At 64.6% G+C, this 12,140-nt stretch carries 12 protein-coding genes; 6 read left to right on the top strand and 6 right to left on the bottom strand.

Going from position 1 to position 12,140, the window contains the following annotated elements; translation table 11 throughout:
- The first annotated feature begins 17 nt into the window (after positions 1-17).
- The 3 genes from SU48_RS05500 to SU48_RS05490 all read left to right on the top strand — a co-directional run bounded on the left by SU48_RS05500 (position 18) and on the right by SU48_RS05490 (position 5,439).
- On the top strand, positions 18-2,261 hold the full coding sequence (locus tag SU48_RS05500) for a phospholipase D-like domain-containing protein (RefSeq protein WP_064014378.1): 2,244 nt from the start codon (positions 18-20) through the stop codon (positions 2,259-2,261).
- A gap of 227 nt (positions 2,262-2,488) precedes the next feature.
- Positions 2,489-3,619, top strand: coding sequence for an LCP family protein (locus SU48_RS05495; RefSeq protein WP_231881692.1), 1,131 nt, complete (start codon positions 2,489-2,491; stop codon positions 3,617-3,619).
- 200 nt (positions 3,620-3,819) lie between these two features.
- Complete coding sequence (locus SU48_RS05490) at positions 3,820-5,439, top strand: alpha-amylase family glycosyl hydrolase (RefSeq protein WP_064014376.1); 1,620 nt, start codon at positions 3,820-3,822, stop codon at positions 5,437-5,439.
- A 160-nt stretch (positions 5,440-5,599) separates the two neighbouring features.
- Here the strand turns inward: SU48_RS05490 and SU48_RS05485 are convergent, their stop codons facing one another.
- Positions 5,600-6,352, bottom strand: a complete 753-nt coding sequence (locus SU48_RS05485) for a serine/threonine-protein kinase (RefSeq protein ID WP_064014375.1) — start codon at positions 6,350-6,352, stop codon at positions 5,600-5,602.
- Positions 6,353-6,516: 164 nt separating this feature from the next.
- Here SU48_RS05485 and SU48_RS05480 point away from each other — a divergent pair, with 164 nt between their 5' ends.
- Together SU48_RS05480 and lepB are read left to right on the top strand one after the other, a co-directional pair.
- Positions 6,517-7,329: a patatin-like phospholipase family protein gene (locus tag SU48_RS05480; protein ID WP_064014374.1), complete on the top strand. Its 813-nt coding sequence runs from the start codon at positions 6,517-6,519 to the stop codon at positions 7,327-7,329.
- 144 nt (positions 7,330-7,473) lie between these two features.
- Positions 7,474-8,250 (top strand): signal peptidase I, encoded by a 777-nt coding sequence (gene lepB, locus SU48_RS05475; protein ID WP_064014373.1) that lies wholly within the window; start codon positions 7,474-7,476, stop codon positions 8,248-8,250.
- Between the two features lie 265 nt (positions 8,251-8,515).
- Here the strand turns inward: lepB and SU48_RS05470 are convergent, their stop codons facing one another.
- From SU48_RS05470 to SU48_RS05460, 3 genes are read right to left on the bottom strand one after another with little or no spacing between them, the layout of a single operon-like run.
- Positions 8,516-8,842 carry a DUF503 domain-containing protein gene (locus tag SU48_RS05470; RefSeq protein WP_064014372.1) on the bottom strand — a complete coding sequence of 109 codons (327 nt, stop codon included), beginning with the start codon at positions 8,840-8,842 and terminating at the stop codon, positions 8,516-8,518.
- 5 nt (positions 8,843-8,847) lie between these two features.
- The gene (locus SU48_RS05465) at positions 8,848-9,063 is read right to left on the bottom strand and encodes a hypothetical protein (RefSeq protein ID WP_064014371.1); all 216 of its coding nucleotides are present in this window, start codon (positions 9,061-9,063) and stop codon (positions 8,848-8,850) included.
- 19 nt (positions 9,064-9,082) lie between these two features.
- A complete protein-coding gene (locus SU48_RS05460; RefSeq protein ID WP_064014370.1) occupies positions 9,083-9,601 on the bottom strand; it encodes a DUF1999 domain-containing protein in 519 nt (172 codons plus the stop codon).
- Between the two features lie 70 nt (positions 9,602-9,671).
- On the opposite strand from SU48_RS05460, the gene SU48_RS05455 reads away from it, so the two are divergent.
- Positions 9,672-10,445: an aminoglycoside adenylyltransferase domain-containing protein gene (locus tag SU48_RS05455; RefSeq protein WP_064014369.1), complete on the top strand. Its 774-nt coding sequence runs from the start codon at positions 9,672-9,674 to the stop codon at positions 10,443-10,445.
- A gap of 1 nt (position 10,446) precedes the next feature.
- Here the strand turns inward: SU48_RS05455 and SU48_RS05450 are convergent, their stop codons facing one another.
- Positions 10,447-11,352 carry a ribokinase gene (locus tag SU48_RS05450; RefSeq protein WP_064014368.1) on the bottom strand — a complete coding sequence of 302 codons (906 nt, stop codon included), beginning with the start codon at positions 11,350-11,352 and terminating at the stop codon, positions 10,447-10,449.
- A gap of 18 nt (positions 11,353-11,370) precedes the next feature.
- Positions 11,371-11,964 carry a nucleoside deaminase gene (locus SU48_RS05445; RefSeq protein WP_064014367.1) on the bottom strand — a complete coding sequence of 198 codons (594 nt, stop codon included), beginning with the start codon at positions 11,962-11,964 and terminating at the stop codon, positions 11,371-11,373.
- Positions 11,965-12,140: the final 176 nt, after the last annotated feature.

Raw genomic sequence — 12,140 nt, 5'->3', positions numbered from 1 at the left:
CCGTATTCTGGCTCCCGATGCGTCTGTTGCCCCGTTTCAGTCCTTGGTCTGTGGTGGCCCGCCTGAGCTTTTCGGCGGTGCTGGGCGTGCTGCTTGGGGCGCTGCTGGCAAGGGGCGCGGTATCGCTGGTGCTGGCGCTGGTTCCGGCAGGGCAACCGTATGTGCGCGGTGTGGTAGGCACGTTGGCCGCCGTTCTCAGCGTGATGGTGGGCTTCGGGCTGTCGGGGGCGTTGTCTACGCGGGCGCTCCCGATTGCCCGCTTGGGCCTCTCGCGGGCACAGGCGCGGATTCGCGGCGGCATCGCGGCGGGGGCCACGGCTGGTCTGCTCATCGTGCCAGTCGGCGCACTCATGGGTCTGGCGGGCATCTACCGGGGCGGCCTGCTCGGAGATTCCTTCGGCGCGGGCCAACTGACGGCAGGACTGGGCTTGGTAGCAGCGCTGTACGGCCTGTTGTCGGGCGGCGTACTGGGCCTCCTGACCGTGCGGGCGCGGCTGGCGTGGCGTCCGGCGGTGGCGGGCCTGTTGGGGTTCGGGGCGGTGGGGTTGTTGGCAGGCGCGGCAGCAGGAGCAGTGGGCGTACCGAATGTCTTGGGCGGCGGAGGTTGGGTGCTGTTGGCGGTGCTGGCAAGCGTGCTGGCACTGGGGCAGGTGGTCGGTGACCTCCTGATCGCGGCCTCCATAGACGCCGCCACAGACCGGGGCGAACAAGACCGGGCGCATTACGGACAAGTCGCGGCCACCCTGCTGGTGCTGGCGCTGGCGCTGCTGGGAATCTGGACGGTGGCGCGGGCGGGCGTGAATTTCGTGCAGTCGCGGCCTTCCAATCCGGTGCCGCTGGCCGTGCCCGTGCGTCAGAACTTGAGCACCAGCCTAGGCTGCGCGGCCCCTAACGATCCGCTGGAACTGGCCGCTTGGCGCGTGACCACCCAGAATGGCCGCCCCGATTTCTCGTGTGGCAATGCCTTCTTGGGCCTGTTGCACACCCCCAATCCCGATCCGGCCTTCAGCGATGTGCCCCCCACCCCACACGGCGGGTTCGACGGGCTGGCCGCGCAAATGGCAGACGCGAAACGGGAAGTGCTGTTTGCGGTCATGGAATGGGACGATGAGCCGGGGCGGGGGCCGGGAGCGGTGCTGGCGGGCGGCGTAGCGCAGTTGTACGAACAGGTGCGGGCCAATCCTGCCGCTTACCCAGACGGCGTGACCGTGCGGATTGCGCTGGGGAATTTTCCGGTGCCCGTGAATTTGGACTGGGGGCCACAGGTGTACGCGGCGGCCCGCGACCTGCTGGCGGCTGGCGTCCCCCTGACCGATGCGGCCCGCAAGTGGCGCGTAGAAGTCGCCAACTACAGCGGCACTTTTCCTCACAGTCACGCCAAATTGCTGGTCACCGACGGCGTAGACCTGACCGTGATGGGCTTCAACGTGGGGCCGCTGCATCTGGATTCGGCCAAGAATGGGGGCTACGGCGGCAACGTGCGTGACCTCGGCGTGCGGGTGCGCGGCCCCGTCGCCGCCGATGGCCTGAACGTGTTCGATGATCTCTGGACGCGCAGCAGCTTGCTGAGCTGCGCCCCGGACGTGACGGCGGCCACCGTACAGCGGGCCTGCCGACTGGGAGAGGCGGCCAAAGCCACGCATCCGCAGGGCACCGACCAAGTTCAAATTGGTGTGAAGGGCCGGGAGCGCGTGTTCAGCCTGTACCGCCGCGAGGGCTTCCGCGCCGCCGACGACGCCACTGTGAACATGATCGGCGCGGCCACCCAGACCATAGACCTGATGCACGTGTCGTTCAGCATGAGCGTGGGCTGCAATCTGGCGCTGCTGAATCCGGGCCTGTGTACTTTTGACGAGGCGCTGCCGTGGATGGAGGCGCTGGCCGACGCTGCGGGCCGGGGCGTACAGATCCGCGCCCTGCTGTACGAACACGGCTTTCTGGGGCTGGAAAACCGGGTGGGACTAGCCGTACTGCGCCGCGAACTGGAACGCCGGGGCGTGGCAGACCGGCTGGAAGCCCGCTGGTATCCGGGCGCTGTGCATGCCAAAACCCTGCTGCTGGACGGCAGAATGCTGCTGGTCGGTTCTCAGAACCTGCACTATTCCTCGTGGACGCCGCGTGGCCTGAACGAATACACGCTGGCGACTTCGGCCCCCGCCGCCACTGCCGGATACGCCCGCGAATTCGCCTTCTTTTGGAACAAGGCTCAGCCCGCCGAGCTTCCGGGATGGCTGAGTGGGGCAGGCGGGGAAGTCGATTGAAGGTGGTGGGTGAACCCCCCCGTTGCTTCGCAATGCCCCCCCTTGAGGGGAGGACAGTGCATTTTTAGGCGCATCGGTTTTGCCCTTCTTAGACCCTTCGACCCTAGACCCTTAGACCTTCGCTAGCCAACCCGAACAACCCACACCCCAACTGACTGCCATTTCCCCTACAGCACTGCATCTTTGGGATGTTGGCGCGGCAGCCCTGCGCCCGCTACACTCGCCCTGTGCGCTTTGGTGTGGTTGTTCTTGTTGCTCTGGCGGGGGCTGTGGCCCTCTGCTCTCCAGCTTTTCCGGCGTTCGCCCGGTACGGCGCGCTGCCCCGCAAGGCCGACGCTCCGGTCACGGTGCTGCTGGCAGGCGTGGCCCCCAAATATCCGCCCAGCGCGGTGTGGCCCTATCCTGCTCTTCCCGAAGACTACAGTGGGGCTGCCGACACGCTGCTGCTGGCCCAACTGCGCCCCGACGGAACCACCAACCTGCTCAGCATTCCGCGCGATACGTGGCTCAATATTCCGCGCTGGGGCTTCGGCAAGATCAACGGCGCGAACGTTCACGGCGGCCCCGAGATGCTGGTCTCGGCGGTGGAAAGCCTGACCGGGGTGAATGTGGACGCCTACGCCCTACTGAGCCTGCACGCTGTGCGCTCTATGACCGACGCGGCGGGCGGCGTGACGCTGGATGTGGCCCAGCGCATGGAATATGAGGACAAGGCGGGCAAGCTGTCTATAGATCTGCAACCGGGGCGGCAACACCTGAGCGGCGAGCAGGCCGAGGGCTACCTGCGCTTCCGCAAAGACGGCTTGGGCGATATAGGCCGTGTGGCACGGCAGCAAACGTTCCTGACCGCCTTCACGGGCAAGCTGAAGAACCCGCTGAACGTGTGGCGCGTGCCGGGCATCGTGGGGGCGCTGAACTCCAACGTGAAATCCAACCTGTCCCGCGCTCAGGTGGGGGCGCTGCTGGGAGGCGTGCTAGGCGGGCCGAGCATTGCCATGCACACCGTCCCCGGCGATTTTGGCGGCGGCGGCACGTGGCTTCCCAACCGCAGCGCCCTGCAAGCTCTGGTGTCCAAGCATTTCCGCGATCCCAACGATCCGCGCACGCTGAATATCGCCGTGGTCAACGTGGCCGCCCCTGACGGCAGCGCCCGCCGCCTGAAGGAAAAGCTGGAAGGCATGGGATACCAGAACGTCAGTATTTCGTCGGCATTGGGCAGCGCAGCCACGACTACGGCGTCGGGCACAGCGGCGGCGCGGGTGTTGCAAGACGTGGGCTACGGGCGGGTAGAAGCGGCCCAGAGCGCGGGCGGTGCAGACGTGACGGTGCGGCTGGGCAGCGACACGCCGGGGGAATGAGAGGTGTGGTTTTTCGGTTGTGGGACGTAGAAAAAAGTTTAAGGGTCTAAGGGTCTGAGGGCCTGAGAAACCCAGCTTGACGCCGTTGCCCTCGCTTTTCGCGGGACTTGCAGAGCCACACAACCAACACTCACACTCCCTGTCTAGACCTCCCTTCTGAAACGATTCAGACTCCCCATCATTCCTGCTAGCATTTGCGTATGACACAAGCTCCGCAGGCTGGCGCGGCGACCCTGACGGGTGAGCTGAAATGGTGGCAACACGGCATCATCTATCAGATTTATCCCCGTTCTTACCAAGACAGCAACGGCGACGGCGTGGGCGACCTGCCCGGTATTACGGCGCGGCTGCCCTACATTGCCAGCCTCGGCGTGGAGGCGGTGTGGCTGTCACCCATTTTTACCAGTCCCATGCGCGACTTTGGCTACGATGTGGCCGACTACTGCGATATAGACCCGCTGTTCGGCACGCTGGAGCAATTTGACACGTTGGTGGCGGAAGCGCACCGTCTGGGCCTGAAAATCATGCTGGACTACGTGCCCAACCACAGCAGTTCCGATCATGTCTGGTTTCAGGAAGCCATTTCCAGCACCGACAACCCCAAGCGGGACTGGTACGTGTGGCAAAACCCCGCACCAGACGGCGGCCCGCCCAACAACTGGAAGTCGTTTTTTGCTGGCCCCGCGTGGACACTGGACGAGGCGAGCGGCCAGTATTATCTGCACCAGTTTTTGCCCAGCCAGCCCGACCTGAACTGGCGCAACCCCGATGTGCGGGCCGCCATGTTCGATGTGCTGCGCTTCTGGATGCGGCGCGGCGTGGACGGCTTCCGGGTAGACGTGATCTGGCTGTTGGCCGAAGACGAGCGGTATCTGGACGAGCCGGAAAACCCCAACTGGCAACCCGGCCAGCCCGACCACTGGCGCTTAGAGCATCCCTACACCCAAGACCAGCCCGAAACGCACGAGTACATCCGCGAGATGCGCCGCGTGCTGGACGAATTCGACGACCGCATGATGGTGGGAGAAATCTACTTGCCGATAGACCGCCTGCTGCCCTATTCCGGCACGCCTGACGCCCAGATGGTGCACCTGCCCTTCAATTTTCACCTGATTTTACTGCCGTGGACAGCGAATGAGGTGCGGGCCTTCGCCGACAGCTACGACGCGGCCAGCATTGCGGCGGGCGCTTGGCCCAACTGGGTGCTGGGCAACCACGACCAGCACCGCTTCAAATCGCGTGTGGGGGCGGCCCAGTACCGCGTGGCGCAAACCCTGCTGCTGACCCTGCGCGGCACGCCCACTGTGTACTACGGCGACGAACTCGGTATGGAAAACGTAGCGATTCCGTTGGAGCAAATGGTTGACCCGGCGGGCCTGCAACAGCCCGACGTGCCCAGCGCCAGCCGCGACCCCGAACGCACCCCGATGCAGTGGCAAGCTGGCCCCAACGCCGGATTCGCCCCCGCAGGCGTGACGCCTTGGCTGCCCCTCGCCCCCGATGCCGACACGGTAAACGTGCAGGCCCAGCAAGACGACCCACACAGCGACCTGAACTACTTCCGCGCCCTGACCAAGCTGCGGCGTGAGTATCCGGTGTTGCTGGGCGGCGATTACCGCAGCCTAGACACCGCCCACGACGATGTTTTTGCCTTTGAACGCACACAGGGTAACCAGCGCCTGACCGTGCTCCTGAACTTTGGCGCACAAACGCGGGGAGTGGCGGGGATGGACGGCCAAACGGTACTGAGCAGCTTGAACGATCTGCCAGCCAGCGCAGCCGCCCTGCGCCCCAACGAGGCAAGAATCATCTTGAACTGAGCTTGGAAGACAGGGAAGACAAGTCGTCTGGGCTTGTCTTCTCCTGTGTTTGACTCTGGGCCTTGAGCTATGGGCTGTGAAGCAGACTCTCTCCCCTGACCTTCCTTAGACCCTTCGACCCTAGACCCTTAGACCAAGCCCCCAAAATCTAGCCCTCCCGCTAATACGGCAATCCCGCCAACGCCAGCAACTCTGACCGCGCCCACAGCGCATTGTTCGGGCGGCTCGCGGCGTCTCGGCGGGTCAGGATGATGTGCAGATGCGACAGGGGATCATCGCTATGGGGCGGCGTTTCGCCGGATTCCAGCACCGAGCCGTGCAGCCCCCAGCCCAGCAACACGCCCACGCCGTACAGGTCACTTTCTGGGCCCAGCGGTTCTCCCCGGTACGCCTCCGGACTCTGAAAAGCCGCTGTGCCCATGCGCGTCGGCGCAGTCAGGACTTCGTGCAGCGGCCCCGACAGGTCAAAATCCACCAATTTGGCGCTGCCGTCCGGTTCGGCCACGATATTTTCGGGCTTGATGTCGCGGTGAACCATGCCGCGTGCGTGCAGGTAGGCCAACGCGTCCAGCAGATGCACCAGCGTCAGCAAAAAGGCCCGGCGTTCTTCGGTCAGGGCGGGGCGGGAGGCGTAGCGGTCAAACAAGGTTTCGCCGCGTGCCAGCGTCACCACCAGCGCGGGCTGATCCAGCACGGTGGTGCGCTCCAGCACCCGCACCAGCCGGGGATGATCCAGCGGCGCGGCGTTCTCGTATTCGCGGTCTGCATAGGCCGCCAGATGCAGCGGAAAGATTTTGACCGCGCAGGGCGTGCCTTCCTTGGACACCGCGAAATAAACCACGCTGTGCGAACCACGCCCGACGGGACGAATCAATCGCACCCCATCGCCCACAAGTTGACCCGCCAAAGGCATCGGCTCCACGCTAGCGCACGAGTGGCCCCTCTGGGTAGACACCCCAACCAGATGAAGACGCGTGTAGCTCGGCAGTAAAAGAGGCCGTCAGCGCGCAAACCGCGTCTATCGAGGCCGCGTCTCTGACCGTTGGCCCGTAGAATCGCGCATATGACGGGGTATGGATGACAGGATACGGCTTGGTCTTGGGCGGCGGCGGGGCGCGCGGACTGGCGCACATCGGCGTCTGGCGGGTGCTGGAAGAAGCGGGAATCAAGCCCACGGTACTGGCCGGAACCAGCATGGGCGGGCTGGTGGGTGCATTCATCGCGGCGGGCTATTCGGGCGCGGAACTGGAAAAAATCTCGGCGTCGGTGTCGTGGCGGCGCTTGGTGGACTGGCGACCCGGCACCGGCCTGATCCGGGTGTCGGCCTTCGAGTCGTGGCTGTCGCAGCATTTGCCCGCCACCTTCGAGGAACTGCCCTTGCCCTTGGCCGTCACGGCCACCGATGTCCTCACGGGCCGGGGCGTGTACCTTTCACGCGGCAACCTGCTGACCGCCTTGCGGGCCACCACCGCCTATCCGGGGGCGCTGGAACCTGTGCCAATTGGTGAAATGCTGCTGTCGGACGGCGGCGTGCTGAATCAGGTTCCGGTGGACGCCGCGCTGTTTCTGGGCGTGCGGAAGGTGCTGGCCGTGGACGTGACGGCCCCCAGCCCACTGGAACTGCACGGGCGGCGCGTGCTGCTGTGGCGCAGAGAAGCGCATCTGGGGCCAGTACAGGCGCTCCGCCGGGCCGTAGAAATCATGCAGGCCCAACTGACCGACGCCCGCCTGAGCCTCTACCGCCCCGACATTTTGCTGCGGCCCGTGCTGGGCGACGTAGACCTGCAAAATTTCAACCGTTCGGCACAGGCCATAGAAGCGGGCCGGAACGCAGCGCTGGCCGAGTTGCCGCGCATTCATACGCTGCTGGGAAGCGCGGGCACCGACTGATCTGGATTCCACTGCACTCCGCCCCCAGCGGGACTGCACCGCTTGTGGCTCCCTTCGGAATTCGGCTGAACACACCCGCCGCGTGAAGCCGGTGCTGACCCTGATGGCCGTTCCTCACCCTGCATCCGCTATCCTGCGCGTTGCATGACCAGATTGCTCAAGTCCGCCCCCGGCCCTCTTCAAAAACTGTGGAAAGAACTACTGGAACCCATCGTTTTCGCGGTGGTCATTACGCAGTTTGTCGCCACGTTGGTGGGTGTAGACGGCGTCAGCATGATGCCCAACCTCCGCAACCGCGAGCGCGTGTTCGTGCCCAAGTACGAAACGTGGCTGCACAAAGCAGGCATCGGTGAATTCAAGCGCGGCGACATCCTGATTTTTAAACCGCCCCGCGCCGCCGCCGACGCCATTCCGGCCCTGAACAGAAGCGCCCCGCTGAATCTCTGGACGTACCGCCCCTTCCTGATCAAGCGCCTGATCGGGCTGCCCGGCGACAAGATCAGTATCAGCGGCGGCGAAGTGACCCTGAACGGCACCAAGTTGGATTCCAGTTGGACAACCGACTACTGGCGCGAGCAGGGCTGCTGGGACACCCAGAGTGACCTCGCCAATCTGGCCTCGTCCAGCCGCAACAACTACTTGCCCGACCAGCCCGAAATCACGGTGCCCGCAGGCCACTACTTTGTGATGGGCGACAACCGCACGCCGGAAGGCAGCGAGGATTCACGCCTGTTTGGGCCTGTACCCAAGCGCGATATCGCGGGCCGCGCCGCCGCCGTGATCTGGCCGATCATGCGGAAAACCAACATCAAATACGACTGCGCCGCCAACGCCGTCGCCGCCGATGGACTGACCGGAGAAAACGTGCTGAACTGGCGCGTGCTGACCCGCCCGGAAGCGTTCGACAGCGTCAACAAGTAATCACAACTTGCGATGATGTGCGAACATCCGCAACCCCACCGGATGTTCGGGAACCAGAGCAAGTTCGTCTGAAAGAGCTTGAGTAGGAAGTGGGAAAGGCGTGGTAGCCGCAGCATTCTTGCCTTGTGTGGGGGCAGGAGCTTTTAGAACACGGTCACCGATACGTTCACTCGACACACAACAGGCGCGTCAACAAGAAGGGGAGCCAGTCACGCCGACGGCTCCCTTTTCCTGCTGACGTGGCTCCTGCTGATGGGACTGCGGCCTACTCGTCCTCGTCGTCCCCGTCATCTTCGCCCAGCACGGTGATTTCGGTGGTTTCCCACGCCACGCGGTATTCGCCTTCACGGGCGATGTAGTCGGCGGCCATGCGAAGGGTTTCTTCGACCCACACGTAATCGTTGCTGAGGGTCGCCACACCGATGATCTCCCAGTCGTGGGCGTCCAGACCGTCGAGGCGGGCCACCGTCAGGGGATACCGGGATTTCAGGCGTTCCACGACAGGCCGCACCAGCGCCCGTTTTTCCTTGAGGTTACTGACCCACGGCATTTCTACGCGGATGGTCAGCACGCCGACGTAGCCCAACGCCACCGCGTCTAGAGCATTCCGGCAAGGAAGCCCTGCCCGCGCACTGCGCGAACCAAGTCCATCACCGTCAGTTGAGAGGGATCGTAATGCACTTCGATTTGGCCGTCGTCGGGCATGGCACGGACGACACCGGGCAGCGCCAGCAGCGCCCCGGCCACTTTTTCGCCTGCTTCTCGGTTCATACCGCGTACACCGAGCAGGACGCGGGTTGCAGATTTCGTCATAAGCAGCAGTATAGAGGCTCTAACGGCCCAGTTCGGGCAACTCTGACGGCCCCAACTTCTGACCCGGCGCGGTGTCGGCCCGCGTGCCCAGATGCCGCACGGCGTAGCGCCCCAGCACATGTGCGCCCTCGGCAACGGCGGCGGCCTCCAGCGCGGGTGTCACGGCAAAATGCACCTCGTAGACGGCGGTATCGTAGGCACTCTTGACGGTGGCGTGCAGCAGCCCCTCGGCGGTGGCGGCCTGTGCATCAGGCTGGGCGTGGGGCGCGAGGGCCACCGTGCGTACCAGCACCACCGGGCGGTCTCCCTGCCATACGCTCTGGGCGAAGATAAAGCCGTGCAGCACGCCGTCATCTTCGGCCACGAAAGAATGCTCGCTGCGTTCATAAAACTTGAGGGCGGGCAGCGTGGTACAGATCCGGCCCTCGCGTTCGCGGTCGGGCAAGGTGTCGAAGGCTGGATCGGCATGGCGCAGGGCGGCGAGGTCAAGCGCGTGCAGGGCGTCGTAATCGTGTTCGGTGGGGACTCGGTAACGCATAGGGGCAGCGTATCAAAGGGCGGGGTGTTAAAGGACAGCGCAATGGGCGGGCAGCTTTAGGATAAAAGCCATGTGGCCGCCTTCCGTCACCGCCCTACTCGGTCACCTGCTGGCCGAACAACAAGCCGTGTTGGGGCCGAATCTGGTGGGCCTCTACCTGCGCGGCTCCCTCGCTTTGGGGGACTTCGACCCTGAGACCAGCGATGTGGACGCTCTGTGCATCACAGACCAGCCTGTCGATCCTGCTGAATACGCTGGGCTGGCCGCGTTGCATATCCGTCTGTTTGCCTCTGGGCAGCCGTATTGCCGTGAGTTGGAAGTGGCCTACCTGTCCCGCGCCTCTGCCGAACGATGGCGACCAGAAGAGCGGCATCCCACGTTGTCTCGCGGGGGCGGGGTGCTGGACTGGCAGACTCACCATGAAAACTGGGTAATGGAACGCTGGGCCGTGCTGCACGGAGAAAGCCGGTTTTTTGGCCCCGAGCCGCACACCCTGATTGCCCCCGTCTCCGAGGCCCACATTCGCCGCGCCGTGCTGAACCGCCTGCACGATTGGCGGGCCTTCGCGCTCACGCCCCACGATCCCGGCTGGGGGCACCGGGGCCACGCCGTCTACGCTGCCGAAACCATATGCCGCATTGCCCACACGCTCAGCACAGGCCAACTGGGCAGCAAACCCGCCGCCGTGCGCTGGGCAGTCCTGACCTTCCCAGAGCCTTGGCACACGCTGATCAGCAACTTGGACAGGTGGAGAAGTGACCCGGCCATCGACGCTGATCTGAACGGGCGGGTACAGGGATTGGTGGTCTGGGCGGCACAGAACGTCGAACACCATGACCGATGATCTAGCGCATTCTCTCCGCTGCCACCACCTCTGCCCAACCGGGCATGCTGTCCTGTGCGCCGGGTCGAGTGCAGGCCAAGCCCGCCGCCACGCCCGCCCAATGCAGCGCTTGGGGCAAAGGGTCGCCGCTGGAGAGCCGCGCCGCCAACACGCCGCAAAACGTATCGCCCGCTCCGGTAGTGTCCACGACTTGCACCGAATGGGCCGCGATTCGGTAAGTCTGATCTGGGGTAACGGTCAGACTCCCTTGTGCACCCAGCGTGACCGTCACCGTCTTCGGCCCCAACCCCAGCAGGGAATGGGCGGCCAATTCCAGTGTCTCGTCCTCCACGGTTCGCCCCACCAGCGCGGCCAACTCATGCTCATTGACGATCAGGTGGTGGGTGTGGGCCAACAGGTCTGGGTCAGCGGTGCGGGCGGGAGCGGCGTTCAGAAGCACGGTCAGTCCGGCGGCGTGGGCGCGGCGGGCGGCTTCCAGCGTCACGGCAGGCGCAAGCTCTTGTTGAAGCAGAACATGGGTGAAGCCGCCCCAGTCGGTAGGCAGATGCTCTGGCCCAAAGCGGGCATTCGCGCCGCTGGCAACCGTGATCGCGTTTTCTCCGTCTGCCGCCACCGTAATCAGGGCCAGCCCGGTGGGGGCGTCCAGCGTGTGCAGGCCCGATAAATCTACGCACGCACGGGTCAGGCCCGCCAACGCCGGGAGCCGGAAGGGGTCAGAGTCGCCGCCCACCGCGCCGCACAGGCTGACGTGTGCGCCTGCCAGAGCGGCGGCCACCGCCTGATTCGCACCTTTTCCTCCCGCCGACACGCGGGCGTCGCCGCCCAGCACGGTTTCGCCGGGGGCCGGAATGCGGGCCGCCTGCACGGTCAGGTCAGCATTCACGCTGCCGATGACAAGAATGGTCATGCGGGAAGGCTAGAGCATTCAGTCCTTCCCGTCTTCCCCGCCCTGTTTTTCCCCACTTTCTTCTACTTCCGCCGTTTCTGCCGGATACCGCTCCCGCCACAGTTCCCAGCCCTCATCAGGAAAAGCGCGTTTGGCTTCGGGGGCAAACAGGCGTGCGCCCTCGGCCTCCAGATCGGGGTAGGGGCAGGCCATGACTTCGGTGGACTGCATGGCGGGATGATCGGCCCACTTGATCAGGCGGCCCGACCCGCCCCAAGCGTCGTCGGTGGCCCACACCACGCGGCCCACGCCCAACAGTGAGGATGCGCCGCCGCACATCAGGCAGGGTTCGAGGCTGGAATACAGGGTCAGCTTGCCAGGATTTTTCAGCTTACCCAGCGCAAAAAACACGTCCATTTCGGCGTGCGCCACGCTCGCTCCGCCCACACGTTCAGCGGTTTGGTCTTCGCCTACACGGTTGCGGCCCTTAGCCACCACTTCGTCTTTTTCATTGACCAACACGGCCCCAACAGGAGAACTGCCCGCCGCCACCGCCTCACGGGCCATCTCTAATGCGGTTTGCAGGTGCGCCCGGTGGCTGAGGGTCAGGGGTGGGGAAGGCTGATCGGTCATGGATGCAGTCTGTCAAAAGCCGTGTGAGAGCGGCTTGAGGCGACCTTGAGTCGGCCTGCTCAGCTTGTGTCCCGCTCGTCGTCCGCCTAGTGGGGGTGTGCTGGCAGGAGCAGGAGCATTTTGTTATACTCAGTTCAATTACAAAGCATTGCCGTGTTGTGGGTGCATTCCTGCTG

This window comes from Deinococcus puniceus, assembly GCF_001644565.1.
GTDB lineage: Bacteria > Deinococcota > Deinococci > Deinococcales > Deinococcaceae > Deinococcus > Deinococcus puniceus.
Note: the sequence above shows the minus strand (reverse complement) of the source record. Positions and strands in the feature narration are given on the sequence as shown.

Bases quoted from the DNA above. Each gene is read 5' to 3' on its own strand.
- SU48_RS05500 (WP_064014378.1), top strand. From the start codon at position 18: ATGCGTCTGTTGCCCCGTTTCAGTCCTTGGTCTGTGGTGGCCCGCCTG.
- SU48_RS05490 (WP_064014376.1), top strand. From the start codon at position 3,820: ATGACACAAGCTCCGCAGGCTGGCGCGGCGACCCTGACGGGTGAGCTG.
- SU48_RS05485 (WP_064014375.1), bottom strand. From the start codon at position 6,352: ATGCCTTTGGCGGGTCAACTTGTGGGCGATGGGGTGCGATTGATTCGT.
- SU48_RS05480 (WP_064014374.1), top strand. From the start codon at position 6,517: ATGACAGGATACGGCTTGGTCTTGGGCGGCGGCGGGGCGCGCGGACTG.
- lepB (WP_064014373.1), top strand. From the start codon at position 7,474: ATGACCAGATTGCTCAAGTCCGCCCCCGGCCCTCTTCAAAAACTGTGG.
- SU48_RS05465 (WP_064014371.1), bottom strand. From the start codon at position 9,063: ATGACGAAATCTGCAACCCGCGTCCTGCTCGGTGTACGCGGTATGAAC.
- SU48_RS05460 (WP_064014370.1), bottom strand. From the start codon at position 9,601: ATGCGTTACCGAGTCCCCACCGAACACGATTACGACGCCCTGCACGCG.
- SU48_RS05455 (WP_064014369.1), top strand. From the start codon at position 9,672: ATGTGGCCGCCTTCCGTCACCGCCCTACTCGGTCACCTGCTGGCCGAA.
- SU48_RS05450 (WP_064014368.1), bottom strand. From the start codon at position 11,352: ATGACCATTCTTGTCATCGGCAGCGTGAATGCTGACCTGACCGTGCAG.
- SU48_RS05445 (WP_064014367.1), bottom strand. From the start codon at position 11,964: ATGACCGATCAGCCTTCCCCACCCCTGACCCTCAGCCACCGGGCGCAC.